The sequence below is a fragment of the Saccharothrix variisporea genome (assembly GCF_003634995.1).
In the GTDB taxonomy this organism is placed as follows: Bacteria; Actinomycetota; Actinomycetes; order Mycobacteriales; family Pseudonocardiaceae; genus Actinosynnema; species Actinosynnema variisporeum.
In genome coordinates, this window is the sequence record NZ_RBXR01000001.1 from 1,604,781 (window position 1) to 1,630,520 (window position 25,740).

22 protein-coding genes and 1 pseudogene are annotated in these 25,740 nt (G+C 71.6%); 10 read left to right on the forward strand and 13 right to left on the reverse strand.

Annotated features, from left to right (window positions below):
• Nucleotides 1–86: 86 nt before the first annotated feature.
• The 3 genes from DFJ66_RS06860 to DFJ66_RS06870 all read left to right on the forward strand — a co-directional run bounded on the left by DFJ66_RS06860 (nt 87) and on the right by DFJ66_RS06870 (nt 2,198).
• Nucleotides 87–881 carry an SDR family NAD(P)-dependent oxidoreductase gene (locus DFJ66_RS06860; RefSeq protein ID WP_121219022.1) on the forward strand — a complete coding sequence of 265 codons (795 nt, stop codon included), beginning with the start codon at nt 87–89 and terminating at the stop codon, nt 879–881.
• Between the two features lie 115 nt (nt 882–996).
• Entirely contained in the window at nt 997–1,611 is a 615-nt protein-coding gene (locus DFJ66_RS06865; protein WP_121219024.1) for a ClpP family protease, read from the forward strand.
• Nucleotides 1,608–2,198, forward strand: coding sequence for a ClpP family protease (locus DFJ66_RS06870; protein WP_121219026.1), 591 nt, complete (start codon nt 1,608–1,610; stop codon nt 2,196–2,198). The genes DFJ66_RS06865 and DFJ66_RS06870 overlap by 4 nt, the downstream gene beginning before the upstream one ends.
• Nucleotides 2,199–2,201: 3 nt before the next feature.
• Here the strand turns inward: DFJ66_RS06870 and DFJ66_RS06875 are convergent, their stop codons facing one another.
• The 11 genes and pseudogenes from DFJ66_RS06875 to DFJ66_RS06925 form a co-directional block, all read right to left on the reverse strand.
• Nucleotides 2,202–2,606, reverse strand: a complete 405-nt coding sequence (locus DFJ66_RS06875; protein WP_121219028.1) for a helix-turn-helix domain-containing protein — start codon at nt 2,604–2,606, stop codon at nt 2,202–2,204.
• 146 nt (nt 2,607–2,752) lie between these two features.
• A pseudogene (locus tag DFJ66_RS06880) lies at nt 2,753–3,610 on the reverse strand (IS5 family transposase).
• 133 nt (nt 3,611–3,743) lie between these two features.
• Nucleotides 3,744–4,160 carry a GlcG/HbpS family heme-binding protein gene (locus DFJ66_RS06885; RefSeq protein ID WP_121219030.1) on the reverse strand — a complete coding sequence of 139 codons (417 nt, stop codon included), beginning with the start codon at nt 4,158–4,160 and terminating at the stop codon, nt 3,744–3,746.
• 37 nt (nt 4,161–4,197) lie between these two features.
• Nucleotides 4,198–5,418, reverse strand: coding sequence for a PP2C family protein-serine/threonine phosphatase (locus DFJ66_RS06890; protein ID WP_121219032.1), 1,221 nt, complete (start codon nt 5,416–5,418; stop codon nt 4,198–4,200).
• Nucleotides 5,419–5,422: 4 nt separating this feature from the next.
• The gene (locus DFJ66_RS06895; protein WP_121219034.1) at nt 5,423–5,818 is read right to left on the reverse strand and encodes an ATP-binding protein; all 396 of its coding nucleotides are present in this window, start codon (nt 5,816–5,818) and stop codon (nt 5,423–5,425) included.
• A complete protein-coding gene (locus DFJ66_RS06900) occupies nt 5,815–6,129 on the reverse strand; it encodes an STAS domain-containing protein (protein WP_121219036.1) in 315 nt (104 codons plus the stop codon). Before DFJ66_RS06900 ends, DFJ66_RS06895 begins: the two co-directional genes overlap by 4 nt.
• Nucleotides 6,068–8,191 carry a glycogen debranching protein GlgX gene (glgX, locus tag DFJ66_RS06905; RefSeq protein WP_121219039.1) on the reverse strand — a complete coding sequence of 708 codons (2,124 nt, stop codon included), beginning with the start codon at nt 8,189–8,191 and terminating at the stop codon, nt 6,068–6,070. Before glgX ends, DFJ66_RS06900 begins: the two co-directional genes overlap by 62 nt.
• A 1-nt stretch (nt 8,192) precedes the next feature.
• Complete coding sequence (locus tag DFJ66_RS06910; RefSeq protein ID WP_121219041.1) at nt 8,193–10,007, reverse strand: AGE family epimerase/isomerase; 1,815 nt, start codon at nt 10,005–10,007, stop codon at nt 8,193–8,195.
• A complete protein-coding gene (locus DFJ66_RS06915) occupies nt 10,004–10,663 on the reverse strand; it encodes a DJ-1/PfpI family protein (RefSeq protein WP_121219043.1) in 660 nt (219 codons plus the stop codon). Before DFJ66_RS06915 ends, DFJ66_RS06910 begins: the two co-directional genes overlap by 4 nt.
• A gap of 10 nt (nt 10,664–10,673) precedes the next feature.
• On the reverse strand, nt 10,674–12,284 hold the full coding sequence (locus tag DFJ66_RS06920; RefSeq protein WP_121219045.1) for a thiamine pyrophosphate-binding protein: 1,611 nt from the start codon (nt 12,282–12,284) through the stop codon (nt 10,674–10,676).
• A 554-nt stretch (nt 12,285–12,838) separates the two neighbouring features.
• Nucleotides 12,839–13,663 (reverse strand): type 1 glutamine amidotransferase domain-containing protein, encoded by an 825-nt coding sequence (locus DFJ66_RS06925; protein ID WP_121219047.1) that lies wholly within the window; start codon nt 13,661–13,663, stop codon nt 12,839–12,841.
• A 296-nt stretch (nt 13,664–13,959) separates the two neighbouring features.
• Between DFJ66_RS06925 and DFJ66_RS06930 the strand changes: the two genes are divergently transcribed.
• Genes DFJ66_RS06930 through glgB form a run of 4 tightly spaced genes read left to right on the forward strand, consistent with a single transcriptional unit; the run spans nt 13,960 to nt 20,937 of the window.
• Nucleotides 13,960–15,945, forward strand: a complete 1,986-nt coding sequence (locus DFJ66_RS06930; RefSeq protein ID WP_121219049.1) for a maltotransferase domain-containing protein — start codon at nt 13,960–13,962, stop codon at nt 15,943–15,945.
• A gap of 2 nt (nt 15,946–15,947) precedes the next feature.
• On the forward strand, nt 15,948–17,585 hold the full coding sequence (treS, locus tag DFJ66_RS06935) for a maltose alpha-D-glucosyltransferase (RefSeq protein WP_121219051.1): 1,638 nt from the start codon (nt 15,948–15,950) through the stop codon (nt 17,583–17,585).
• Nucleotides 17,582–18,847, forward strand: a complete 1,266-nt coding sequence (locus tag DFJ66_RS06940) for a maltokinase N-terminal cap-like domain-containing protein (RefSeq protein ID WP_121219053.1) — start codon at nt 17,582–17,584, stop codon at nt 18,845–18,847. The genes treS and DFJ66_RS06940 overlap by 4 nt, the downstream gene beginning before the upstream one ends.
• Nucleotides 18,844–20,937: a 1,4-alpha-glucan branching protein GlgB gene (gene glgB / locus DFJ66_RS06945; RefSeq protein WP_121219055.1), complete on the forward strand. Its 2,094-nt coding sequence runs from the start codon at nt 18,844–18,846 to the stop codon at nt 20,935–20,937. The genes DFJ66_RS06940 and glgB overlap by 4 nt, the downstream gene beginning before the upstream one ends.
• 706 nt (nt 20,938–21,643) lie before the next feature.
• On the opposite strand, the gene DFJ66_RS06950 is transcribed toward glgB, so the two are convergent.
• Nucleotides 21,644–22,345, reverse strand: coding sequence for a flavodoxin family protein (locus tag DFJ66_RS06950; protein ID WP_121219057.1), 702 nt, complete (start codon nt 22,343–22,345; stop codon nt 21,644–21,646).
• Between the two features lie 128 nt (nt 22,346–22,473).
• Here DFJ66_RS06950 and DFJ66_RS42525 point away from each other — a divergent pair, with 128 nt between their 5' ends.
• The 3 genes from DFJ66_RS42525 to DFJ66_RS06960 all read left to right on the forward strand — a co-directional run bounded on the left by DFJ66_RS42525 (nt 22,474) and on the right by DFJ66_RS06960 (nt 25,029).
• Nucleotides 22,474–22,638, forward strand: coding sequence for a hypothetical protein (locus tag DFJ66_RS42525; RefSeq protein ID WP_170199174.1), 165 nt, complete (start codon nt 22,474–22,476; stop codon nt 22,636–22,638).
• An 83-nt stretch (nt 22,639–22,721) separates the two neighbouring features.
• Nucleotides 22,722–23,339 carry an alpha-ketoglutarate-dependent dioxygenase AlkB gene (locus DFJ66_RS06955; RefSeq protein ID WP_121219059.1) on the forward strand — a complete coding sequence of 206 codons (618 nt, stop codon included), beginning with the start codon at nt 22,722–22,724 and terminating at the stop codon, nt 23,337–23,339.
• A 103-nt stretch (nt 23,340–23,442) separates the two neighbouring features.
• Nucleotides 23,443–25,029 (forward strand): cellulase family glycosylhydrolase, encoded by a 1,587-nt coding sequence (locus tag DFJ66_RS06960; protein ID WP_121219061.1) that lies wholly within the window; start codon nt 23,443–23,445, stop codon nt 25,027–25,029.
• Nucleotides 25,030–25,142: 113 nt separating this feature from the next.
• On the opposite strand, the gene DFJ66_RS06965 is transcribed toward DFJ66_RS06960, so the two are convergent.
• Complete coding sequence (locus DFJ66_RS06965; protein WP_121219063.1) at nt 25,143–25,583, reverse strand: winged helix-turn-helix transcriptional regulator; 441 nt, start codon at nt 25,581–25,583, stop codon at nt 25,143–25,145.
• Nucleotides 25,584–25,740 lie beyond the last annotated feature (157 nt).

Here is a 25,740-nt window from a genome sequence, read left to right on the forward strand (position 1 = left end):
GGAACGGTTTTCCGCCTTCACCGGACCAACGGCCGAGAATTAGTCTCGAATTCGGAAGAATTCCGGCTTCGGATCGAGGAGAAGGCATGGATCTGCATCTGTCGGGCCGGGTGGCGGTGGTGACCGGGGCGAGCCGCGGCATCGGTCTGGCCGTGACGAGGGCGTTGGCCGAGGAGGGTGCGTCGGTCGTGGCCGGGTCCCGCACGCTCACGCCGGAGCTGCTGGGCGTGGCCGACAGCTTCAGCGGCCGGCTCCGCACGGTGACCGTCGACCTGTCCGACCAGTCCGGGGCGGACAGACTGGTCTCCGCCGCCGTGCAGACGTTCGGCGGGGTGGACATCGTGGTGAACAACGTCGGCGGCGTGCGCCCCCGGATGGGCGGGTTCCTGTCCATCACCGACGAGGACTGGAACTGGGGCCTGGACGTCAACCTCATGACCGCGGTCCGCACCACCCGCGCCGCGCTGCCGCACCTGGAGCGCCGGGGCGGCGGCAACATCGTCAACGTGAGCACCGTGATGTCCTTCCTGGCCGACCCGGACGTCTACGACTACACGGCGGGCAAGGCGGCGCTGAGCAACTTCACCAAGGCGCTGTCGAAGGAGGTCGGTCCCAAGGGCATCCGCGTCAACACCGTCTCGCCGGGTCCGGTGGAGACCGACATGTGGACGCGGGAGGACGGCATCGCGCCGACCGTGGTCCGCGCGGTCGGCGTCGACCAGGACGCCTTCCTCAAGGAGATGGCCAGCCGCATGGTGACCGGCCGGTTCACCAAGCCCGAGGAGGTGGCCGACCTGGTCCTGTTCCTGGCCAGCGACCGCGCGGGCAACGTGCACGGCTCGGACTTCTTCATCGACGGCGGCATGATCACCACGATGTAGCGGCACCGACCACGGCGGGCGGCCGGCCCGCCGTGGTGGCCCGTTCGCCCTGAGCTGTTCTGCTCACGGCGGCACGACCGGCCGAGCCCGCCGCCGGCCGGGCATCGTCGTCGGCATGACCACCACCGAGAAGCTGCCGCTGTTCGACCACCGGCTGCGCGAACGGTTCCTCGCCCAACGCGTCCTGGTCCTCGACGGGCCGCTGGACGACGACAACGGGACCGTGCTGGCCACCCAGATGCTCGCCCTCGCGGGCGAGGACCCCGGCCGGGACATCGCGCTGTGGATCCACTCGCCGGGCGGCTCGGTGCCCGCCATGCTGGCCATCCGCGACGTCATGCGGCTGATCCCCTGCGACGTGGCCACCCTCGCGCTCGGGCTGGCGTGCAGCGCCGGGCAGTTCCTGCTGTCGGCGGGCACCCCGGGCAAGCGCTTCGCCCTGCCCCACGCCCGGATCCTCATGCACCAGGGTTCGTCGGGCATCAGCGGGTCGGCGGTGGAGGTGCAGGTGCAGGCCGACGACCTGCGGCACACCCGCGACACCGTGCTCGGCCTCATCGCCGAGGACACCGGTCAGCCGGTGGACCGGATCTTCGCCGACTCCCTGCACGACCGCTGGTTCACCACCGAACAGGCCCTCGAGTACGGCTTCATCGACCACGTCGTCGACAGCCTGGGCCAGGTCCTGCCCGTCCGCACGCACGAGATCGGACTGGGGGTCCGCGCATGAGCACCTACACCATCCCGAACGTGATCACGCGCGGCGTCGGCGGCGAGCGGATCATGGACGTCTACTCGCACCTGCTGTCCGAGCGGATCATCTACCTGGGCACCGCGATCGACTCCGGCGTGGCCAACGCGCTCATCGCGCAGCTGCTGTACCTGGAGGCGGACAACCCGGACAGCGAGATCAACCTCTACATCAACAACGAGGGCGGCGACCCGGCCGCGATGCTCGCGCTGTACGACACCATGCGCTACATCAAGGCCCCGGTGGCGACCACGTGCATCGGGCAGGCCGTGGCGACGGGCGCGGTGCTGCTGGCGGCGGGCCGACCGGGCCACCGTTTCGTGCTGCCGCACACCCGGGTCGTGCTGCACCAGCCGGCGGCACAGGGCCGCGGCACCATCCCCGACCTGATCCTCCAGGCCGACGAGGTGATCCGGGTGCGCACGCAGCTGGAGGAGATCCTGTCCCGGCACACCGGCCGCGACGTCGAGCAACTGCGCCACGACACCGACCGCGACCGCGTGTTCGACGCGGCCGGCGCGGTCGCCTACGGCCTCGCCGACCACGTCCTCGACCACCGCGGCTGAGGGTCAGGCGGCCAGCAGCACGGGTCCCGCGGGGCGGCGGCCCGTGCCGCGCCGCACGTCGCCGGCGATGCCGATGAGCAAGTCGGCCAGCTCGACGCCGAGCGCGCCGGTCACCGCGGCGATCATCTCGCTGGACGGTTCCTTGCGGCCGCGTTCGATCTCCGACAGGTACTGCGGCGAGATCCCGGCCCGCTCGGCGACGTCGACCAGCCGACCGCCCTGCTCCTCCCGGACCGCGCGCAGACTGCGCCCGAGCAGGTCCCGCCACAACGGCTCCGGCCCGCGGTGCGCGGAGTCGCGGTGCCCGGCAGCACGGCGCTCGACGTCGCGGCGCTGCGGGTCACGGCGCTCGCGGTCCCGGTCGGGGGTGCGGGCGCGCTCTCGGTTGAAGGGGAGGATGTCCGCCATACCGTCATCCTGACCGCCACGGCACCCCGCGGGGCACCGGTTCTGCTGCGGGCAGAACGACTCCGTGCAGAACGACGCCGGGGCAGAACGACTCCGTGCAGAACGACTCCGGGGCAGAACGACTCCGTGCACTAGAGCGTGTCTGGTTATTCGGTGGGGAGCCAGATCATCAGGCTGGGGATGGTGAGGGCGGCCAGGTAGGAGTGGGCGGTCTTGTCGTAGCGGGTGGCGAGGCTGCGCCACTGTTTGAGCCGGTTGATGCAGCGTTCGACGGTGTTGCGGCCGCGGTGGGCGTTGGGGTCGAAGGCCGGTGGCCGTCCGCCGCGGCTGCCTTTGGCCAGTCGGTTGCGCACCCGGTCGGCGGCCTGCGGGATGGTGGCGGTGATGCCTCGTCGGCGCAGATGTCCGCGGATCGCGCGGGAGTCGTAGGCCTTGTCGGCGAGCACCCGGTCCGGACGGGTCCGGATACGTCCGGACCGGGTGCGACAGCGGATGCCGGCCATCACCTCGTCGAAGCGCGGCGCGTCTCCCGCCTGGCCGGGGGTGAGCACGATCGACAGTGGCCGGCCGCGTTCGTCGCAGGCCAGGTGCACCTTGGTGCTCAATCGTCCGCGGGAGCGGCCGAGTGCCTCACGGGCCGCAGCAGCGGCCGGCGCAGCCCCCTTTTCGGTGCCCCGGCGGCGTGCTGGTGCGCCCGCACCACGGTGGAGTCCACGCTCACGGTCCACTCCACCGCGCCGACGACGTCGTCGCGGACCTGCACGTGCTCCGGCAACCGCGCCCACGTGCCATCGGCCTGCCAACGCCGGAACCGGTCGTAGACCGACTGCCAAAGGCCATAGCGTTCCGGCAGGTCCCGCCACGGGGCACCGGTCCGCAGCTTCCACAGGATGCCGTTGACCGTCACACGATGATCCCGCCACGGCCGACCCCGACGCGAACCCCGAGGGCAACAACGGCTCGATCCGCGACCACGCCTGATCGGTCAACTCACCACGACGCACCACAAGATCATTTATCAGCCACGCACTACGACTCCGGGGTAGAACGACTCCGGGCCGGGACGGGTGCGGCGCGTACACCCGTTCCGGCCCGGAAGCCCCTGCACCGCGAGGCCTGCGACCTCGCGGTGCCGACTCAGATCGCGGCTTCCGCGACCAGTGCCGACAGGGCGGCCTTCGCGATGGGCTCGTCCTCGCCGCCCTGGCCGCCGGACACGCCGATCGCCCCGATCACCGCGCCGTCGCGCACGATCGGCACGCCGCCGGGCACCACGGTGACGCCCGGCTGCGTGGACAGGCCCGCGAGCAGCACCGGGGCGCCGGCCAGGAACTCGCCCAGGCCGCTGGTGTCGAAGCCCAGTCCGGCGGCGGTGACCGCCTTGCCCGTGGCCAGCGACAGGGTCAGGAACGTGGCGCCGTCCGTGCGCGCCGAGGCCTTGGTGTGGCCACCCTCGTCGACGACGGCGATCGCCGCCTGGACGCCCAGCTGCTCCGCGTGCTCCAGCGCCGCGTCCAGCAGGCGGCGGGCGTCCTGGAGGGAGAGTGCGCTCATGTTCGCTCCTCGTGGGGGATCCGGTGCGACCCGGAGCCTACGCTATGGAACGCTCCCTATCAATACGGCGCACGCCGAACATGGTGATGTCGTCGAATTGCTCCGCGCCCTCGACGTGGCGGCGCAAGGCGTCGTCCACCGAGTCGAGCATCTCCTCCACCGACCGCCCCGGCTCCAGCGTGCGCAGCATCGCCTCGGTGCCGAACTGCGCGCCGACGACGTCGCGGGCCTCCACCACCCCGTCGGTGTAGGCGAACAGGGTGTCACCCGGGTTGAGGAACACCCGGGCGGGCGCGTACTCGCTGTCCTCCGACAGGCCCAGCGCGGGACCGGTGGGCCGCAACGGCGTCCGGGTGCCGTCCGCGCGCACGACCACGGGCGGGTTGTGGCCGCAGTTGAGGTAGACCAGGCCGCCGGACAGCGGGTCGAGCACGCCGAAGAAGAGGGTGGCGAAGTAGCCCTGCTTGAGGTGGTGGCCGACCAGGTAGCGGTTGGTGTCCACCACGGACTGCACCAGCGGCCCGGTGCCGAGGGCCAGCCGCGGTGGCAGCGCGGGCGACAGCGCGGACCCGGCGGCGAGGGTGGCGGGGGTGTGCTCGGCGTTGTGCCGCAACAGGGTCCGGATCAGCGCCATGAACAGCGCCGCGCCGATGCCCTTGTCGCACACGTCGGCCACCACGAACCCGAGCCGGCGGCCGTCGAACAGCTCGAAGACGTCGTAGAAGTCGCCGGCGACCATCCGCGCCGGCCGGAACCGCGCCCCCAGCTCCCAGCCGGGCGGCTTGGGCAGGACGTCGGGCAGGAAACCGGCCTGGAGATCGTGCGCCACGAACAGGTCGCGCTCGTACTCGCGGATGGTCTCCTCCACCGCCAGCCGCTCGCCGCGCGCGGTGAGCCGACCGCGTTCCCACGCCGAGACGATCCGGCCGCGCAGCAGGACCGGCGAGTACGGCGGCGCGATGAACTCGAACCCGGCGCGCACGCACGCCTCCAGCGCGCCCAAGTCGCCGTCGTCGAACACCATCGCGCCCGCCGCGCCCGCCTCCCGCGCGCGGCGGCTGAGCAGCGCGACCCGGGGCAGGCCGAGGGACGCGGCCAGCAGCACCACGTCCGGGTGGCCGAGGTCGTCGGTGACGTCGCCGGGCTCGGCGGCGGTCACGTCGAACCCGGCGGCGGCCAGACCCTCGCGCAGGGCGGGGTGGGCGTCCCCGATCAGCAGGACCGCCCGAGTCGCGCGTTCGAGGACCGACAACCGCACGACATCACCCCTGCTCCCGGTGGACCACCAGCGTGGTGCGGTTGCGGTCGTCCACCCGGTCGTAGAGCAGCTCGTCCACGCCCGAGTGCACCAGGAACAAGCCCAGGCCGCCGGGGGCGCGGTCCTCCGGGTCGGTGGCCAGCACGGCCGACGGGTCGTGGGTGCGCGGGTCGAAGGCCGGGGCCGCGTCCTCCAGCACGACCCACACCCGGTCCTCCGCCACGCCGCCGCACAGGTGCACCACGTCCACCCCGCCGTGCGTGACGGCGTTGGTGGCGATCTCGTCGGCGGCCAGGCGCAACCGGTACGCCCGGGTCCGGTCCAGGTCGGCGCGGGCCGCCAGGTCGCGCACCAGCGCGGCGACCTGGCGGCCGATCGTGTCGGCGGTGGACGGGATCACACCGGCTCCTGCATCACCACGCTGCGGTCGAAACCGGTCAGCCGGATCGTCTCGGCCACCTCCGGCCGCGCGCCGACCAGCACGATCTCGACACCCCGCCCCAGCCGCTGGTGCGCGAACACCAGGCTGCGCAAGCCCGCCGACGACAGGTAGGTCAGCTGGTCCATCAGCAGCACCAGCCGGTTCAGCGGCTGCTCGGACACCTCCGCGATCACGCGGTTGAGCTGCCCGGCCGACTTGGCCGCCAGCTCACCCCGCAGCCGGATCGTGGCCGTCCCGTCCCACACGTGGCTCTTCGCCTCGAACGCCATCCCCGTTCACCCTTTCCGTAGTTGCGGCCGGATCCGAAGACGCGACCAGCACGACCACCGACCGCGGCCCGAGTCGCACCGGACCGCCGACCGGCGGCTCCTCCCCCGGCTCGTGCACGACACCGGCGCCGGTGTCGGCGAACAGCCGCCAGTTCCCCTCCGGCAGCTCGACCTCCACGCCCTCCCAGTGCGCGTTGGCCGCCACGTACACCCGGTCGTCGCCGCAGCACAGCTCCGCGGCCAGCAGGCGGCTGTCGTCCGACCAGTCCGGCTCCTCCGGCGCGACCCCGTGCCACACCACGTCCCGCCCGCCGGCGAGGTGGCCGCGCCGGCGCAGCGCCGGGTGCGCCTGCCGGAACGCGATGGCGCGCCGGGTGAACTCGACCAGCGACTCGTTGCGCTTCACCAGGTCCCAGTCGAACCAGGACAGCTCCGAGTCGTGGCAGTACGCGTTGTTGTTGCCCTGCTGCGTGCGCCCGGCCTCGTCCCCGGCGAGCAGCATCGGCACGCCCTGGCTGGTCAGCAGCAGCAGCAACGCGTTGCGGACCTGCCGGTCGCGCAGCGCGAGGACCTCCGGGTCGTCGGTCGGGCCTTCGACACCGCAGTTCCACGAGTGGTTGCCGTCGTCGCCGTCGCGGCCGTCCTCGCCGTTGGCCTCGTTGTGCTTGTCGTTGTAGGACACCAGGTCCGCCAGGGTGAACCCGTCGTGCGCGGTGACGAAGTTGACCGACGCGGCGGGCTCGCGGTCGCCGTAGAGGTCGGGCGAGCCGATGAACCGGGTCGCCAGCTCCCCCACCACGCCGGAGTCGCCCTTGACGAACCGCCGCAGCACGTCCCGGTAGCGGCCGTTCCACTCGGCGAAGCGCCGGTAGCCGGGGAACGTGCCGACCTGGTAGAGCCCGGCGGCGTCCCACGCCTCGGCGATCAGCTTGCAGTCGCGCAGCACCGGGTCGTTGGCCAGCGCCTGCACCAGCGGCGGGTCGGCGAGCACCTGCCCGTCCGGACCCCGGGACAGGATCGCGGCCAGGTCGAAGCGGAACCCGTCGACGTGGTACTCCGAGGCCCAGTAGCGCAGGCAGTCCAGCACGAACCCGCGGACCACGGGGTCGTTGCAGTCGACGGTGTTGCCGGTGCCGCTGAAGTTGTAGTACTCGCCGTCCGGGGTGAGCATGTAGTAGGTGCGGTTGTCCAGGCCGCGGAACGAGATCGTCGGTCCGTGCTCGTTGCCTTCGGCGGTGTGGTTGAACACCACGTCCAGCACGACCTCGATGCCCGCCCGGTGCAGCTGCTTGATGAGGTCCTTGAGCTCGTCCACCGCGGACGGCCCGGCGGCGAAGGACTGCTTGGGCGCGAAGAACCCGACCGTGCTGTAGCCCCAGTAGTTGTACCACCAGGTGTCGGTCTCGGGGTCGTGGCGGGAGTTGGTGAACTCGTCGAACTCGAACACCGGCATGAGCTCGACGCAGTTCACCCCCAGCCGCTTGAGGTACGGGATCTTCTCGGCCAGCCCGGCGTACGTGCCGGGGTGCGCCACCCCGGAGTTGGGGTGGCGGGTGAACCCGCGCACGTGGGCCTCGTAGACCACCAGGTCCTCGTGGGCGATGCCGGGCCGCCGGTCGCCGGCCCAGTCGAACTCGTCGCGCACCACCTTGGAGCGCCACGGCGTCGGCCCGTAGAGCACCGGCCGCGAGCCCCAGACCTCCGCGCCCGCCAGCGCCTTCGCGTACGGGTCGGCGATCACCACCGAGGGGTCGAACCGGTGCCCGGCCTCGGGGTCGTAGGGGCCGTCGACGCGGTAGCCGTACTCGACCTCGTCGGGGTCGATGCCCAGCACCGTGATCGCCCACGCCCCGCCGACCCGGAAGTCCTGCGGGATGGGCAGCTCCGCCATCGGCTGCGCCACCCCGCGCGGGTAGAGCACGAGGGTGACCGCCGTGGCGTGGTTGGACGGCACGGCGAAGTTCACCCCGCCGGGCACCGGGGTGGCGCCGAACGGCAACGGCCGCCCGGCGCGCACCTCGAACCCCGCCTGCCACCGCGTCGGCAGCTCCACAGTGGACACTTCAGCGCCCTTCCACCGGCGCCAGGTGCGCCCGCACCGTCACGTCCTCGGTCGAGTCCGGCAGCGTCACCGTCATCGCCACGGGGTCGAAGTCGGCGTGCGGCCGGCCGTCGACCTCCACCCACTCCAGCCGGGCGGACCCGGCGGGCAGGGCGTCGGGGGCGACCCTGAGAACGCGATCTTTGAACCCGTCCGGCCGCGGCTTGAACCACAGCGTCAGCGGACCGGCGCCCGAGAGCAGCCGTCCGTACACGGTGGACAGGAACGCCAGCTCCGCCGCGTGGTACATGGACATCGAGTGGCTACCCTTGAGCCGTTCGGTGCCCAGCAGGTACGGGTGGCCGTCGGCGAGGACGTTGAAGTACACGCCGCCCTCGTCGTGGTCGAGGAAGAACGCGTTGTAGAACGCCGCCGCCTCCCGGCCGTGGCGCACGAACTCCTCGTCCCCGGTGGTCCCGGCCAGGATGAAGTAGGCGAGGATCGCCTGCTCCTGCTGCCACCACGCCTTGCGGTCGTGCCAGGTCAGGCGGTGGGTGTCCTGGCCGACGCCGAGCACCCGCTGCACCACGTCGTACCAGCCGCCGCGCCGCCGGTCGGCGCCGTAGGCGGGCAGGGAACGGGCGATGCGGTCGGCGAGGGTCGTGTAGGACTCCTTGCCGCGCAGGGCGTTCATCCGCGTGAGGTTCCACGCGATCTTCAGGTTGTGCCCCACCACGGCCCGGTCCTGCTGCCAGCCCCAGGTGCGGTCGGGCGTCCAGTCGCCGTGGAACCGCTCCTGCACGAACGGGCTCGTGGCGTCGGGGAAGTGCTCGACGATGAGGTCGAACGTCTCCTCCAGCATCCGCAGGTGCCGCTCGTCGCCGGTGGCCAGGTACAGGTTGATCAGGTAGGCCGGGGCGTGGTCGCCGATGGAGTTCCAGTTCTTGCGCGACCGGTTGGGGCCCAGCGACTCGTGGTGCGGGCTGAGCAGGATCGGGTCGATGTGGCTGTAGTAGCCGCCGCGCACCGGGTCCTTGAAGAACTTCTCGAACAGCCGCAGCGTGCCGTCGATGTCCGAGGCGATGCGCGGGTCGCCGGTGATCCGGTAGGTCTGCGTCGGGCCGACCAGGGCGTAGATCTGCTCGTAGGCGGGGATGGACCCGGCGTCGTCGGCGAACTCCGAGGCGAAGCACCGCGACTGCACGCCGTCGCGCACGTCGATCCCGTGGTACCAGTAGACGACGTCCTCGTCCCGGTCCACGAACCGCATGTTCTCGCGCAGGTACTCCGTGCCCGCCTCGGCGACGCCCAGGAAGTCCTCGTCGCCGGTGAGCATGTACGCGCTGGCCATGCCGTAGACCAGGCGGGAGACGGTGTCGGTCTCCTGCACGTGGTCGTCGGCCTTGTCCCCGCCCAGCCGCAGGATCGTGCGGTAGTCGGCGAAGTCGACCGGGTTGGCCGCGCCGAACTGGGCGTGCCGGTAGAACCGGGCCAGTTCGGCCAGCTGGCGCGGCCACCAGTCGGCTTCCTCGAACCGGTAGGACAGGCCCGGCCCGACCAGCACGACCCGCTTGGCGTCGAAGGTGACGTGACCGCGCTCGGGGTAGTACAGGCCGTGCACGAACACGTGCCGGCCGGGCACCAGCAGGTCGATCATCGGCTCGGACACGCCCTGGGCCGGTTCGCCCAGGTTGCGGATCATCTCGGCGTAGGTGTCCCGGGTGATCCGCGCGCGCACCGCGGTGCCGTCGCTGGTGCGCAGGTCCAGCGCGCCGCGGGTCGGGTCGAACGCGACGACGTACCCGGCGACCAGGTCGGAGAAGACGAAGTCGGTCATTGCGGCGTCACCCCGATCCCGCGCAGCATCCGCTGCCGGCTGCGCATGCTGCCCACGGGGGTGCGGGCGGCGATGAGGTCGATGAGCGTGCGGGCGAACAGGTGGGCGGCGTCGGCGCTGCGCCCGGTGACCAGGTCGCCGTCGACCACCACGTCCTGGTCGGTGTAGATCGCGCCCATGTTGCGCACGTCGCCGATCAGGTTGTTGTGGCAGGTGACCCGGCGGCCCGCGACCACCTCGGCGATCGGGCTGACCAGCCACATGCCGTGGCAGATGATGCCCTTGAGGACACCGGGTTCGGCGAAGGCGCGTTGGAGCAGCTGGACGGCGGGCGCGAGGGTGTTGACGTTCTCGCTGTAGCGCAGGCGGTCCGAGACCATGCCCGAGGGCACGATCACCGCGTCGTAGCGGCGCAGGCGGGCGTCGTCGACGGCCTCCAGGTCGCCGGACACGGTCAGCGGCACCTGGTACTCGTGGCCGGTGAAGGTGATCGACTCCTGGCCCCACAGGCGGGTCAGGTACTCGATGGTCGCGCCTTCCTCGGCGAACCTGCGCTCGTAGTAGTGGATCTCCGGCTCGACGTAGTCGGTCTCCATGAGGATGGCGACCGTGCGACCGGACAGGCGGCCGTTCTCGCGACGGGGCAGCGTGGGCATCGGCGGCGACCTACTTCGTCACCAGGTCGACCAGGAACGGACCGGTGGCGGTGAGCATCCGCCGCACCGCGCCCGCGACCTGGCTGGGCTTCTCCACCCGCATCGCGTCCACGCCCATCGCCCGCGCCAGCTCCACGAACCCGATCTCCGGGCGGCCCAGGTCGAAGCCCGAGGGGTACTCGTGCCGGTCGATCCCGCGCTCCTGCCAGTACTGCTCGATGTTGAGGTCCAGCAGCTCGTAGCGGTGGTTGTTGCAGATGACGAACTTGGCGTTGACGCCCTCGCGGGCGGCGGTCCACAGCGCCTGGATGGTGTACATGCTGCCGCCGTCACCGGTGAACCCGATGACCTCGGCGTCCGGGCGGGCCATCTTCGCGCCGATCGCACCGGGGATGCCGATGCCCAGCGACCCGCCGCGGGTGGAGAAGTAGTTGCCCACCACGCGCGGGGGCAGGTACTTGGTCAGCGCGGGCGAAGCGGTGAGGGCCTCGTCGAAGATGACCAGGTCGCTGCCGCCCTGCTCGGCGAGTTCGGAGGCGAACAGCTCCATCATCGGCGCGTTCTGCTCCGGACGCGGACGCCGCCAGACGGCCGACGAGCGGGCGGTGGGCCGGCGACCGGCGGCGGTGAGCCGTTCCACCAGGCCCGCCAGGGCGTGCTTGGGGTCGGCGGCCAGGGCCACGTCCACCGGGTGGTTCTTGGCGATCTCGTAGGTGTCCAGGTCGATGTGCACGATCCGGGCGTCGGGCCGGAACGGGTTGTGCAGCGAGGGGAACACCTCGGGGAACACGTACGTGCCGACGATCAGCACCGCGTCCGCGTCGGCGACGATCCCCGCGCTGCGGGTGCCGAACATGTGCCCGAGCTGGCCCTGCCACAGCGGGTGGGTGTTGTCCATGTTGAGCTCGGAGCTGTCCACGCCCCACACGGGCGCGTCCAGCAGCTCGGCCACCCGGGTGAGCTCTTCCTGCGCACCGGAGACGGCCACGCCGTCACCCAGCAGGATCAACGGGTGGTAGGCGCCGCTCAGCGCCTCCGCCGCCCGGTCCAACTCGGCGGCGACGGGCACGACGGCCTGGCTGGGGATCGTGGACGGGATCGCGGGCTCGGTGTTCTCCGCGTCGAGGACGTCCATGGGGAGCGCCACGAAGACGGGCCCGCGCGGGGCGGTCATCGCGGTCTTCACCGCGCGGCGCAGGGTGCGCAGCAGGGACGACGGGTGGGTGACGCGGGTGGCCCACTTGGTCACCGGCTTGGCCATCGCGACCAGGTCGGTGGCCATCTGGGAGTCCATGGCGTCGTAGGCGACGCCGGCCTCGCCGGCGATGACGACGAGCGGCGAGTGACCGCGCATGGCCTGGTACAGCATGCCGATGCCGTTGCCCAGACCGACCCCGGTGTGCAGCTGGACCAGCGCGGGGCCGGCGGTGGCGCGGGCGTAGCCGTCGGCCATCGCGATCGCGACGGTCTCCTGCAACGCCAGCACGTACTCGAAGCCCGGGACGCCCTCCAGGATGTCGAGGAAGCCCTCCTCCACCGTTCCCGGGTTGCCGAACATCCGGGTGAAGCCATCGGCGGCGAACTGCTCGAAGATGGCGACCTTGCCCGGCCTTGCGGTCATGGCCGTGTTTCCTTCCGATTCGTGGTGTCAGCGGTCCGGTTGGCCCGGTGTGGGTGGTCTGCGGTGCGGGGATGCGGTGGGGTGGGACGTGGGGACGGGGGCCGGCTTCGCGGGCCGGGCTGCGGTGGGGCGGGTTGGGCTCTCCCACTCAGGCATCCACCCGCCCACCCCCTCCCTGGCCGCCAGGCACAAGCCCGGCGCGCGGGGCGCGCCCAGCGCGCTTCGCGACCCCGAGCGCTGCGCGCTCGGCGCACGGCCCGGCGGAGCCGGGCCGTGCGAGCCGCCGCAGGCGGCCCCGCCGAAGGCGGGTTGCTCTTGGGGCTTGTGCCAGGGCGGCTTGGCGGGGGCGGCGGGTGGGGATACGCAACCGGTGCCCTCCCACGAATCCCGGCACCCCACCCACACCCGGCCGCCGTTCCGCCGAGTCCCAACGCCTCACCCCGGCCGGGGCACTCCACCCCGGCCGGGGACCCCACCTTCGCCCGAGCACGCACCCGCGCCCTGTGCCCGAGCCCCGAGCCCGAACCCCTCCGGCTCGGCCTCCTGGAAGCGTCCTAGAAGCCGAACCGGCGCAGGCCCGACTCCAGGACCTCGACGAGCTTCTCCCCCGCCGGGAACGAGTCCGGCGTGGAGCGGGCGGTGATGAACGGGTAGTCCACGATCACCGAGACCTCCTTGCCGACGTTGCCGTGGTACTGGCCGTCGGGGCCGGTGGCGTCGCGCAGGATGTACTCCAGCGGGTACGGCGGCGGGCCCATGTTGAAGTCCACGCCGATGAAGCCGGTGCCGTCCTTGTAGTCGTACTCCTTGCAGTGACCGGTGACGTGCTTGCCCCAGATGATGGACTTGCGGTCCTCCCAGTCGCGGGCGAAGGCCAGCGGGGCGACGCCGTAGCACTCGCCGACGATGGGCTTGTCCGCGCGCAGGAACGCCAGGATCAGCTCGTGCAGGCGCTCGTTGTTGGCCAGGTCCACGATCGGGCCCGAGCCGCCGACGATGACCAGCGCGTCGAACTGCTTGATGTCCTCGTCCAGGTTGGACAGTTCGCGGTTGTAGGCCTCGATCTTGCGCAGGTAGTCCGGCTCGCTGAAGTACGGCCGGTCCGGGATCCACTCGGCGAGGCTGATCGGGTTGTCCAGGCGGGACGACTCGTCCAGCTCCTTGGCCGCCACCGCGACCTCCGGCGTGGTCACCGACCGGCCCAGGGGCGGGTCGATGTAACCGGGGTCGAGGCTGGGCGGCAGGGCGCGGGCCCGCGCGCCGGTGGGCGTCGCGAAGACCGACTGGTAGCCCTGCTCGTCGAACGTGGCCACCGGACCGAGCAGTTCCTCGCCCCAGTAGCCGTATTCCGAGAGGACGATCAGAATCTTCTTCGTCATCGTTTCTCCGTGGCTGGTGGTCGGCAGGGGTGGTGAATTGTCCTGCCGAGGAGAAGCTTCGCCGCCACAGCTGCCGGCAACAAGGAACGACCGGCCCTGCCGCCTCACTCCGTGCAGTAGCCGGCGGAGTTAACGCGAAACCCCTACCAGCACCTTCACCCGACACTACGTCATCTCGGGGTAGCTGGGGACAAAAGCCGCTGGTCGCGGACTTTCCGAACCGATCGAGCACGGGAAAACGCCTTGTCAGGCGTGCGGCATCCTTTTGTTCGATCCCATCGGAAAGGACGGCAGCAATGTCCGGCCGAATCTATGTCGAAGATGTCACGCCGGTGGTCGCCGCGGGGCGCTATCCCGCGAAAGCGGTCGTCGGCGAACACGTACCGGTGACGGCGGCGATCTGGCGGGAAGGGCACGACGCGGCGGGTGCGACCGTCGTGTGGCGCGGCCCCGGCGACCGGAGCCCCCGGCAGACCCGCCTGGCCTTGGTGGACGCGGGCGCGGACCGGTGGTCCGCCGCCATCGTGCCCGACGCGCCCGGCCCGTGGACGTTCCGGGTGGACGCCTGGTCCGACCCGTGGTCCACCTGGGAGCACGCGGTGCGCGCCAAGCTGGAGGCGGGCCAGGGTCCCGAGGAGCTGGCCAACGACCTCGCCACGGGCGTGTGGTTGCTGCGCCGGGCGGCGCTGCTCAAGCGGCCCCGCGAGGAGCGGGACGCGCTGCTGGACGCGGCGGCGGTGCTGGCCGACGAGTCCCTGCCGCCGGGCCGCCGGGTGGCGCCCGCGCTGGCCCCCGCGATCGCGCGCGCCCTGTGGGAACGGCCGCTGCGCGAGCTGGTCACCAAGGGCGAGACCCACGAGCTGTGGGTGGACCGCGACCGCGCCCTGTTCGGGTCGTGGTACGAGTTCTTCCCGCGCTCCACGGGCGGGTGGGACGCCGAGGGCACCCCGGTGCACGGCACGCTGGCCACCGCCGCCGAGTCCCTGGACCGCATCGCGGCCATGGGGTTCGACGTGGTGTACCTGCCGCCCATCCACCCCATCGGCGAGGTCAACCGCAAGGGCCGCAACAACACCCTGACCGCCGAGCCCGGCGACGTCGGCTCCCCGTGGGCCATCGGCTCGCGGCACGGCGGCCACGACGCCGTCCACCCCGACCTGGGCACCCTGGTCGACTTCAAGGACTTCGTCGAACGCGCCCACGACCTCGGCCTGGAGGTGGCGCTGGACCTGGCGTTGCAGTGCGCGCCCGACCACCCGTGGGTGGCCGAGCACCCCGAGTGGTTCACCACCCGCCCCGACGGCACGATCGCCTACGCGGAGAACCCGCCCAAGAAGTACCAGGACATCTACCCGCTCAACTTCGACAACGACCCCGAGGGCCTGCGCGCGGAGATCCTGCGCGTGGTCACCCACTGGATCGACTACGGGGTGCGCATCTTCCGGGTCGACAACCCGCACACCAAGCCGCCGGACTTCTGGCACTGGCTGGTCTGGGAGGTCAAGCGCCGGCACCCGGACGTGCTGTTCCTGGCCGAGGCGTTCACCCGGCCCGCCCGCCTCTACGGGTTGGCGCGCCTGGGTTTCGACCAGTCCTACACCTACTTCACCTGGCGCGACACCAAGTCCGAGCTCACCGACTTCGGGCGCGAGATCGCCGCCCACGCCCACGAGTCGCGGCCCAACCTGTTCGTCACCACCCCGGACATCCTGCCGACGAGCCTTCAACTCGGTCTGCCCGCGATGTCCGCCCTCCGCGCCGCCCTGGCCGCCACGCTGTCCCCGACCTGGGGCGTGTACTCGGGTTTCGAGCTGCACGAGCACGAGGCCCTGCCCGGCCGCGAGGAGTTCCTGGACTCGGAGAAGTACGAACTGCGGCCCCGCGACTTCGAGCGCGCCCGCGCCGAGGGCCGCTCGCTGGAACCGTGGCTGACCAAGCTCAACGCGATCCGCCGGGCCCACCCGGCGCTCAGGCAGCTGCGCGAGCTGACCTTCCACGACGTCGACAACGACGCCCTGATCGCCTACTCCAAGACCGACCCCGCCACCGGCGACACCGTCGTGTGCGTGGTCACGCTCGACCCCCACACCCCGCAGGAAGGCACCCTGCGCCTGGACCTGGCCGCTCTCGGCCTCCAGGACCGCTTCCCCGCCCACGACGAGGTCACCGGCCAGACCTGGCGCTGGGGCGCCGAGAACTACGTCCGGCTGGACCCCGCCACCGCCGTGGCCCACATCGTCGACGTCGGCCGCCCCGCGCGTCGTCCCTCGGAAGGAGCCTGACCATGTCGGACTGGTTCAAGCGCTCGGTGTTCTACGAGGTGCTGGTCAGCGCGTTCGCCGACGCCAACGGCGACGGGATCGGCGACCTCGCGGGCCTGGAGTCCAAACTGGACTACCTCGAGTGGCTGGGCGTGGACTGCCTGTGGCTGCCGCCCTTCTACGCCTCCCCGATGAACGACGGCGGCTACGACATCAGCGACTTCCGCGCCGTGCGCCCGGAGTTCGGCGACCTGCACGACTTCGTGAGCCTGCTGGACTCCGCGCACCGCCGCGGCATGAAGGTCATCACCGACCTGGTCATGAACCACACCTCGTCGGAGCACCCGTGGTTCCAGGAGTCGCGGCGCGACCCGAACGGGCCGTTCGGCGACTTCTACGTGTGGAGCGACACCGACGAGCGCTACGACGAGACCCGGATCATCTTCGTCGACACCGAGAAGTCCAACTGGACCTTCGACCCCGAGCGCGGCCAGTTCTACTGGCACCGCTTCTTCTCCCACCAGCCCGACCTGAACTACGACAACCCGGCCGTGCAGCAGGCGATGCTGGACGTGCTGCGGTTCTGGCTGGACCTGGGCATCGACGGGTTCCGCCTGGACGCCGTGCCCTACCTGTTCGAGCGCGACGGCACCAACTGCGAGAACCTGCCCGAGACGCACGAGTTCCTCAAGCTGATCCGCAAGGTCGTGGACGACGAGTACCCCGGCCGGGTCCTGCTCGCCGAGGCCAACCAGTGGCCGGCGGACGTGGCGCACTACTTCGGCGACCCCGAGGTCGGCGGCGACGAGTGCCACATGGCCTTCCACTTCCCGCTCATGCCCCGGCTGTTCATGGCCCTGCGCAAGGAGTCCGCGCTGCCGGTGTCGGAGATCCTGGCCCGCACGCCGGACATCCCGACCAACGCCCAGTGGGGCATCTTCCTGCGCAACCACGACGAGCTGACCCTGGAGATGGTCAGCGACGAAGAACGCGACTTCATGTACGCCGAGTACGCGCCCGACCCGCGGATGAAGGCCAACGTCGGCATCCGCCGCCGCCTGGCCCCGTTGCTGGACAACGACCGCGGGCAGCACGAACTGCTCACCGCGCTGCTGCTGTCCTTGCCCGGCTCGCCCGTCCTGTACTACGGCGACGAGATCGGCATGGGCGACAACATCTGGCTCAAGGACCGCGACGGCGTCCGCACCCCCATGCAGTGGACCCCCGACCGCAACGCCGGGTTCTCCACCGCCGACCCCGGTAAGCTGTGCCTGCCCGTGGTCAGCGACGCCGTCTACGGCTACCAGGCGGTCAACGTCGAGGCCCAGCGCTCCCACAGCGCCTCGCTGCTGCACTGGACCCGCGACCTGCTCGCCGTGCGCCGCCAGGAGGAGGCCTTCGGGCTCGGCGGGTTCCGCGAGGTGGACGTGGACAACACCGCCGCCTTCGCCTACCTGCGCGAGCACGGCGACACCACCCTGCTGTGCGTCTTCAACTTCTCCTCCCACCCGCAGCCGGTCGAGATCAAGCTGCGCGGCCTCGACGGCCTGGTCCCGGTCGAGCTGACCGGCGGCGCGCGCTTCCCCCGCGTCACCGCCGAGCGCTACCAGCTCACCCTGCCCGGCCACGGCTTCTACTGGTTCCGCCTGGAGGCGTCATGAACACCGCGGTCGACACCCTCGGCACCGCCCTGGCCCAGTGGCTGGTCGGGCAGCGCTGGTACGCGGGCACCGACGTCGGCGAGGTCCGCGTCGAGCGCGCCACCACGCTGGTCCACGGCGACCCGGCCCTGCTGCACCTGCTCGTCCAGGTCGACGGGGAGCGCTACCAGCTCCTGCTGGGCCGCCGCGCGACCCTGCCCGACGACCTGGCGCACGCGTGGATCTGCGACACCCCCGAAGGCGCGGTGTACGCGGCCACCCACGACGGCGAGCTGATGTCCCGCCTGCTCGGCGCGCTGCGCGACCGGGCGGGCGGCCCCGGGCCCGCGTTCGACCCCGAGCCCGGCGCGCACGTCGTGCACGGCCTGCCCGCCCGCGTGGTCGCCGTCGAGCAGAGCAACACCTCCCTGGTCTTCGGCGACCGGCACATCCTCAAGCTGTACCGCCGGATCCTGCCCGGCCCGCACCCCGACGTGGACCTGCACCGCGCCCTGCACGACGTGGGCGCGCAGCACGTGGCGCGCCTCCAGGGCGTCGTCAGCGCCCACCTCGACGGGGTGCCCACCGTGCTGGGGGTGCTCCAGGAGTACCTGCCCGGCTGCCACGACGGCTGGACCCTGGCCACCACCGGCGACCGGGACGCCTTCGTGCCCGAGGCCGCCGCACTGGGCCGCAGCGTCGCCCGCGTGCACGCCGCCCTGGCCCGCGCGTTCGGCGCGCGCAACCCCGCGGTCAGCGACCTGAACGACACCGCCGACCACCTGCACCGGCGGCTGACCGCCCTGGGCGTCCCCGAACTGGCCGACCACGAACCCGCCATCCGGGCCGCCTACGACCGGCTGCGCACCCTGCGCGGACCGTTCGTCCTGCAACGCGTGCACGGCGACCTGCACCTGGGCCAAGCCCTGCACACCAACGGCCGCTGGACCCTCATCGACTTCGAGGGCGAACCCGGCCGGCCCCTGGAGGAGCGCAACGCGCCCCGGCACGCCCTCCAGGACGTCGCCACCATGCTGCGGTCCTTCGACTACGCCGCCCACCACGGCGAGCCCGACCCGAAGTGGGCCTCGGCGCTGCGCGAAGCGTTCTGCGCCGGCTACGCCGCCGTCCTGGACGACCCCCGCGACCAGCCCGTGCTGCTGCACGCGCTGGAACTGGACAAGGCCGTCTACGAGGTCGCCTACGAACGCGCCCACCGCCCCGACTGGATCGGCATCCCGCTCGGCGCGATCACCCGCATCCTGGGCGGTGAGACCGCATGACCACCCTGGAGGACACCGACCGGCTCCTCGTCGGCGACCACCCCGACCCCCACTCGGTCCTCGGCGCGCACCCCACCGGCCCCGACACCGTCGTGCACACCCTGCAACCCGGCGCCACCACCGTGCACGTCCTGGTCGACGGCACCCGCCACCCGCTGGACCACGTCGGCTACGGCCTGTTCGCCGGCGTCGTCCCCGGACCGGTCCACGACCACCGGTACGACGTGGACGGGGTGGTCCGCGACGACCCCTACCGCTACCCGCCCACCCTGTCCGACCAGGACGTCTCGCTGATCGCGCGCGGCGAGCACCCCCGGCTGTGGGAGGTGCTCGGCGCGCACCCCCGCGCCGGCGGCGTGGCGTTCGCGGTGTGGGCACCGGGCGCGCGCGGCGTGCGGGTCGCGGGCGACTTCGACGACTGGGTCGGCCGCGCCACTCCCCTGCGCCACCTCGGCGGCGGCGTGTGGGAGGTGTTCGTGCCCGGCGTCCGGCCGGGCTGCCGCTACAAGTTCCGCGTCCTGGACGCGCACGGCACCTGGCACGAGCACGCCGACCCGCTCGCCTTCGCCACCGAGGTCCCGCCGGCCAACGCCTCGGTCGTCACCGAGAGCCGCTACCGCTGGCAGGACTCCGGCTGGCTGGCCCGCCGCGCGGACACCGACCCGACGTCGGCCCCGATCAGCATCTACGAGGTCCACCTCGGGTCGTGGCGCGCGGGACTGTCCTACCAGGACCTGGCCGTCGAACTGGGCGACTACGTGCAGGACATGGGCTTCACCCACGTGGAGTTCCTGCCCGCCACCGAACACCCCTTCGGCGGCTCGTGGGGCTACCAGACCACGTCGTACTTCGCCCCCACCGCGCGGTTCGGCACCCCCGACGACTTCCGGTACCTCATCGACCACCTGCACTCCCTGGGCATCGGCGTCATCCTGGACTGGGTCCCCGCCCACTTCCCGCGCGACGCCTGGGCGTTGGCCCGCTTCGACGGCACCCCGCTGTACGAGCACCCCGACCCCCGACGCGGCGAACACCCCGACTGGGGCACCCTGATCTTCGACCTCGGCCGGGACCAGGTGCGCAACTTCCTGCTCGCCTCCGCGCTGTACTGGCTGGAGGAGTTCCACCTGGACGGGCTGCGCGTCGACGCCGTCGCCTCCATGCTCTACCTGGACTACTCCCGCACCGAGTGGCTGCCCAACGAGTTCGGCGGTCGGGAGAACCTGGAGGCCGTGCGGTTCCTGCGCGAGCTCAACGCGCTGGTCCGCGAGCGGGTGCCCGGCGCGGTCGTGTACGCCGAGGAGTCCACCGCCTGGCCGGGCGTCACCGCGCCGGACGGCCTCGGCTTCGGGTTCAAGTGGAACATGGGCTGGATGCACGACACCCTCCGGTACTTCCGGCACGACCCCGTGCACCGGGTGGGCGTCCACGGCGGCCTCACCCACACCATCGACTACGCGTGGAGCGAGCGGTACGTCCTGCCGCTCTCCCACGACGAAGTCGTGCACGGCAAGGGCTCCCTGTGGCAGCGCATGCCCGGCGACGACCGCCGCAAGGCCGCCGGCGTCCGGGCGCTGCTGGCCCACCAGTGGAGCCACCCCGGCAAGAAACTGCTGTTCATGGGCGGCGAGTTCGGGCAGCCGACGGAGTGGGACGCCGACGCCTCACTGCCCTGGCACCTCCCCGCCGACCACCCGCTGCACCGGGGCGTCCAGCAGCTGGTGGCCGACCTCAACGCGGTCTACCGCACCACCCCCGCCCTGCACACCCTCGACCACTCGCCCACCGGGTTCGCCTGGCTGCGCTCGGACCCCGCGCTCAACGTCGTCGCCTTCCAGCGCATCGGGGCGGACGGCTCGGTCGTGGTGTGCGTGGCGAACTTCTCCGGCGTGGCCCTGCGCGGCCTGCGGCTCGGGCTGCCCCGTGCCGGCGTGTGGCGGGAGGTGCTCAACACCGACGCGGTCGGGTACGGCGGCGAGGGCGTGGTCAACGGGTCGGTGCTGGCCCCGGCCGAGGCGTGCGACGAGCAGCCCGCGTCGGCCGTGCTGGACCTGCCCGCGAGCGGGGTGGTGTGGCTGGCCCCGGCGTGAGGCGGTTCGAGGGGGCCGTCCCGGGTGGACGGCCCCCTCAGCGGTGCCCGACCTGGACGAGCAATGCGCAAGTCGCTTCCCGCCGCACAGCGGCCGCCTTTTCACCGCGCTCCGCGCGGCGTGTTGGCTACCAGCCACAGCGGGGCCTCGGTTCCCCCGCCGTATGGCCTGCCCGAAGGGCTACCGCACTTCGGGTCGGGTGCAGCCGAAAGTTTTTGCGAGGAACGAGCAAAAAGTTTTAGCGGCACCCGACCCGAAGTGTGGTTGGCTCCGCCAGGCCATGCGGCGGGGGAACCGACGCCCTTCACCCCATCGGTGGTCTGCCCGCCGGCGAGGCTCTTTGATCTTTGGAGCTGCGCTTTCGCGCTCAAGTCCACGCTTCGCGGGGCTCACCGCAACGCGCTCCGCGCTCGCAAGCTCGAACGCGCTCCGCGCTCGCAAGATCACAAGCGCCTCGCCGGCGGGCGAGCCGCCAAGGATGACACAACTACAACGGCGGGGGCTTCTCGCTTGTGTCATCCCCGCATGACCCGGCAAAGCCGACCTCGGCTGCACCCGACCAAAAATGTGGTAGCCCTTCGGGCTCCCTTCGGACGGGCCATACGGGGATGACACAAGCAAGAAGCCCAGGTTGTGTTGTGTCCCTCGGCGGACTGCCCGCACGCCGCCCAACCCCACCACCGCCCAACCCCACCACCGCCCGGACTCAGCGGTGCTCCGGGTTCTCGAAGTCGAACCGGCAGCCCGCGTCCCACTCCGACCGCTGGTTGCCGTGCGCCGGGATGCCGCCGGCGTCCTTGAGCATCCGGGCCAGGTGCAGCAGGTTCCACGTCATGAAGGTGGTGTTGCGGTTGGTGAAGTCGTTCTCCGGCCCGCCGGAACCGGGGTCGGCGTAGGACGGCCCCGGGCCCGCCTCGCCGATCCAGCCCGCGTCGGCCTGCGGCGGGATCGTGTACCCCAGGTGCTGGAGGCTGTAGAGGACGTTCTGCGCGCAGTGCTTCACGCCGTCCTCGTTGCCGGTGATCAGGCACCCGCCGACCCGACCGTAGTAGGCGTACTGGCCCACGTCGTTGAGCAGGCTCGAACACGCGTACAGCCGCTCGATCACCCGCTTGGTCACCGAGCTGTTGTCGCCCAGCCAGATCGGCCCGGCGATCACCAGGATGTCCGCCGCGAGCACCCGCTCGTACAGCGCCGGCCACTCGTCGCTGGGCCACCCGTGCTCGGTCATGTCCGGCCACACGCCGGTCGCGATGTCGTGGTCGACTGCCCGGAGGTGGTCGACGCGGACGCCCTGCTTCTCCATGATCGCCGCGCTGCGCGCGACCAGTGCACCGGTGTGGCTGAGCTCCGAGGACCGCTTCAACGTGCAGTTGACGTACAAAGCGGTCAAGTCGTCGTATCGCATCCGACCAGGGAAGCACCGACCCCGGCGCGCCGCCCGTCCGAACGCCGATTGATCCTTTTGCCGACCCTGGCCGTAACTCCTTGAGCAAGCGCGTGTAGCTTGCGCCTGAAAGGGGTAAAGGACCGCGCATGAGCAGCACACCGATCTACGACGAGCTGGCCGCCATCCTGCTCGCCGACCACCCGACCACCCAGGACGCCGCCCGCCCGGCCACGCCCGAGCCCGCCCAGGCCGAGGCGTCCCAGCCCGTCCGCAGCGGTGGCCGCAGGCGCAAGCCCGAGCCGGACGCCTGATCTTTTGTCCCACTGAGATCAGTGAGCGAACAAAAGTAGAACCTCGGCTCGAACACCCGTTCGACCGGTATTAAGCTCCGCGCATGCAGGTCTCCCTGTTCGACACCGGCGCGGAGCCCATCGGCCTGCGCGCGCTGACCGGCATCCGCCGCACCGAGCTGGCGCACGGCGCGTGGGTCGACGTCCTGCCGGGCTGGCTGACGGGTGCGGACGAGCTCTTCCGGCACCTGGTCGCCGAGGTGCCGTGGCGAGCGGAACGCCGGCAGATGTACGAGCGTGTGGTGGACGTCCCCCGGCTGCTGTGCTTCTACGAGGAGAACGCCACCCTCCCCCACCCGGTGCTGACCGAAGCCCGCGACGCGCTGAGCCACTGGTACGCCCGTGAGCTGAAGGAACCGTTCCGCACCGCGGGGTTGTGCTACTACCGGGACGGCCGCGACAGCGTCGCCTGGCACGGCGACACCATCGGCCGCGGCAGCCGCGAGGACACCATGGTCGCGATCGTTTCCGTGGGCACTCCGCGAGCCCTCCACCTGCGCCCGCTCGGCGGCGGCGAAACGCTTCGATACGCATTGGGGCATGGCGACCTGATCGTCATGGGCGGCTCCTGCCAGCGCACGTGGGAGCACGCGATCCCGAAGACGTCGAAGACCGTCGGCCCTCGCATCAGCATCCAGTTCCGACCCCGGGGCGTCCGCTAGTCACCGGTTCGGCCCAACCGTTCCCTCCTTGACAGCGCCGAAGCCGGCACTACGCTCCGTCTGGGAGCGCTCCCAGAAGACTAGTAGCTCAAAGGAGAGCGGTATGCGGCATCGGAGAACGGTCTTGGGCGCCCTGGTCGCGGTGGCGGTGGCCGCCGCGGGCGTGGTGGTGTCCGTGGGGGCGGGGCAGGGCACTGCCGTCGCGGCCACCGGGTACCTGCACACCAGTGGCAGCAAGATCGTGGACAGCACGGGTGCCACGGTGCGCCTCACCGGCATCAACTGGTTCGGCATGGAGACCGACAACAAGACCTTCCACGGCCTGTGGTCCAGCCGGACGTGGAAGCAGCAGCTCGACCAGATGGCCCAGCTCGGCTACAACACCCTCCGCGTCCCGTTCTCCAACGACGCGCTCAAGGCCGACGCCAAGGCCACCGGCGTCAACGACTACGTCAACCCCGATCTGGTCGGCCTGTCCCCGCTGCAGATCCTGGACAAGGTGATCGGCTACGCGGGCCAGAAGGGCATGCGGGTCATCCTCGACCGGCACCGGCCGACCAGCGCCGGGCAGACCGCGCTCTGGTACACCGCCGGCGTGCCCGAGTCCACCTGGATCGAGGACTGGAAGATGCTGGCCCGCCGGTACGCGGGCAACACCACGGTGATCGGCGCCGACCTGCACAACGAGCCGCACGCCGAGGGCACCAACCCCGCCGCGACCGGCGCGTGCTGGGGCTGCGGCGACACCGCGCGGGACTGGCGGCTGGCCGCCGAGCGCGCGGGCAACGCGATCCTGTCGGTGCAGCCGGACTGGCTGATCTTCGTCGAGGGCGTGAGCTGCCCCAGCGGTGGCCTGTCCAACGTCTGGGACAACGACCCGTCCAACGACGAGGACTGCGGCTGGTGGGGCGGCAACCTGTCCAAGGCGGGCCAGTACCCGGTGCGGCTCAACGTCCCCAACCGGCTGGTCTACTCGCCGCACGAGTACGCCACCTCGGTCTACCGGCAGGCGTGGTTCGACGCGCCGAACTACCCCGCCAACATGCCCGCCATCTGGGACAAGTACTGGGGCTACCTCTACAAGAACAACACCGCCCCGATCATGATGGGCGAGTTCGGCACGACGCTGGCCGACCCGAAGGACAAGGTGTGGCTGGAGAACCTGATGGCCTACACCGGGACCGGCGTCAACGGCATGTCCTTCACCTACTGGTCGTGGAACCCGAACTCGGGTGACACCGGCGGCATCGTGGGCGACGACTGGACCACGGTCAACCAGGCCAAGCAGTCGATCCTCCAGCCCTACCTCATCCCGCCGACCGGCGGCACGACCACGACCACCACGACCACCACGACGTCCTCGGACACGCCCCCGCCCGGCCAGTGCAAGGCGGCGTGGAAGCAGGACAACGCGTGGCAGGGCGGCTTCCAGGGCTCGCTGACGGTGACCAACACCGGCTCGTCCGCGGTCAACCCGTGGAAGGTGGTCTTCACCCTGCCGTCCGGCGTCACCATCGCCAGCGGCTGGAACGGCACGTTCAGCCAGAGCGGCACGACGGTCACCGTCACCGCCCCGACCTACAACCCGTCGCTGCCGGCGGGCGGGTCGGTCGCACTGGGCTTCACCGCCAACGGCCCGGCGAGCACGCCCTCCGGCGTGACCCTCGGCGGAGCGGCCTGCGGCGCCTGATGGACCGCCGGGCGGGGGCACCCCCAATGCCGCCGCCCGGCACCTCCACGTCTCGTGCGACCGGCGTACGAGCCCGGCCGGGCGGTGGCACCGTCCCCCAGCCACCGCCCGGCCTACTCCTCCTTCGGCACCACGTCGGCGGGCACGACCTCGGCCGAGCAGCCGCGGCACGTCAGGTGCACGTCCACCCGACCCCCGCAGTCCGCGTGCTCGGGCACCACGGGCGGGCCGGACTCGTCGCACAGGTGCCGGTCGCCCCACTCCATCAGCGCCAACAGCGCCGGGACGAGCTCGCGCCCCTTGGCGGTCAGCCGGTACTCGTGGCGGGGCGGGCGCTCCTGGTAGGGGACGCGCTCCAGGACACCGTGCCGCACCAGGCCCGCGAGCCGGTCGCTGAGCACGTTGCGCGCGATGGCCAGCGACGCCAGGAACCCGTCGAACCGGGTCACCCCGCGCACCGCGTCGCGCACGATCAACAGCGTCCACCGCTCGCCCACCACTTCCAGCGTTCGGGCGATCGAGCAGGTCTGATCGTCGTACGTGCGTCGGAGCATCCGCGCATGATAAGTCGGAGACCGCGCGGATGAGCCGGGACCAGCCCATCCACGCGGCTCCTTGTGCGGTGTCGGCCGGCCGACACCGCCCGCGAGCCTCCCGCCACGGGTCTGGGGGTCCCCGGCGGGAGGCGCACGCCGGAACGATCGTCGTCGC

Excerpts from the sequence above, each read along its gene's own strand:
- DFJ66_RS42525 (WP_170199174.1), top strand. The coding sequence starts at position 22,474 with ATGAGCAGCACACCGATCTACGACGAGCTGGCCGCCATCCTGCTCGCC.
- DFJ66_RS06915 (WP_121219043.1), bottom strand. The coding sequence starts at position 10,663 with ATGCCCACGCTGCCCCGTCGCGAGAACGGCCGCCTGTCCGGTCGCACG.
- treS (WP_121219051.1), top strand. The coding sequence starts at position 15,948 with ATGTCGGACTGGTTCAAGCGCTCGGTGTTCTACGAGGTGCTGGTCAGC.
- DFJ66_RS06965 (WP_121219063.1), bottom strand. The coding sequence starts at position 25,583 with ATGCTCCGACGCACGTACGACGATCAGACCTGCTCGATCGCCCGAACG.
- DFJ66_RS06955 (WP_121219059.1), top strand. The coding sequence starts at position 22,722 with ATGCAGGTCTCCCTGTTCGACACCGGCGCGGAGCCCATCGGCCTGCGC.
- DFJ66_RS06885 (WP_121219030.1), bottom strand. The coding sequence starts at position 4,160 with ATGAGCGCACTCTCCCTCCAGGACGCCCGCCGCCTGCTGGACGCGGCG.
- DFJ66_RS06900 (WP_121219036.1), bottom strand. The coding sequence starts at position 6,129 with ATGGCGTTCGAGGCGAAGAGCCACGTGTGGGACGGGACGGCCACGATC.
- DFJ66_RS06950 (WP_121219057.1), bottom strand. The coding sequence starts at position 22,345 with ATGCGATACGACGACTTGACCGCTTTGTACGTCAACTGCACGTTGAAG.
- DFJ66_RS06870 (WP_121219026.1), top strand. The coding sequence starts at position 1,608 with ATGAGCACCTACACCATCCCGAACGTGATCACGCGCGGCGTCGGCGGC.
- DFJ66_RS06940 (WP_121219053.1), top strand. The coding sequence starts at position 17,582 with ATGAACACCGCGGTCGACACCCTCGGCACCGCCCTGGCCCAGTGGCTG.
- DFJ66_RS06910 (WP_121219041.1), bottom strand. The coding sequence starts at position 10,007 with ATGACCGACTTCGTCTTCTCCGACCTGGTCGCCGGGTACGTCGTCGCG.
- glgB (WP_121219055.1), top strand. The coding sequence starts at position 18,844 with ATGACCACCCTGGAGGACACCGACCGGCTCCTCGTCGGCGACCACCCC.
- DFJ66_RS06865 (WP_121219024.1), top strand. The coding sequence starts at position 997 with ATGACCACCACCGAGAAGCTGCCGCTGTTCGACCACCGGCTGCGCGAA.
- DFJ66_RS06930 (WP_121219049.1), top strand. The coding sequence starts at position 13,960 with ATGTCCGGCCGAATCTATGTCGAAGATGTCACGCCGGTGGTCGCCGCG.
- DFJ66_RS06920 (WP_121219045.1), bottom strand. The coding sequence starts at position 12,284 with ATGACCGCAAGGCCGGGCAAGGTCGCCATCTTCGAGCAGTTCGCCGCC.
- DFJ66_RS06860 (WP_121219022.1), top strand. The coding sequence starts at position 87 with ATGGATCTGCATCTGTCGGGCCGGGTGGCGGTGGTGACCGGGGCGAGC.
- DFJ66_RS06875 (WP_121219028.1), bottom strand. The coding sequence starts at position 2,606 with ATGGCGGACATCCTCCCCTTCAACCGAGAGCGCGCCCGCACCCCCGAC.
- DFJ66_RS06925 (WP_121219047.1), bottom strand. The coding sequence starts at position 13,663 with ATGACGAAGAAGATTCTGATCGTCCTCTCGGAATACGGCTACTGGGGC.
- DFJ66_RS06960 (WP_121219061.1), top strand. The coding sequence starts at position 23,443 with ATGCGGCATCGGAGAACGGTCTTGGGCGCCCTGGTCGCGGTGGCGGTG.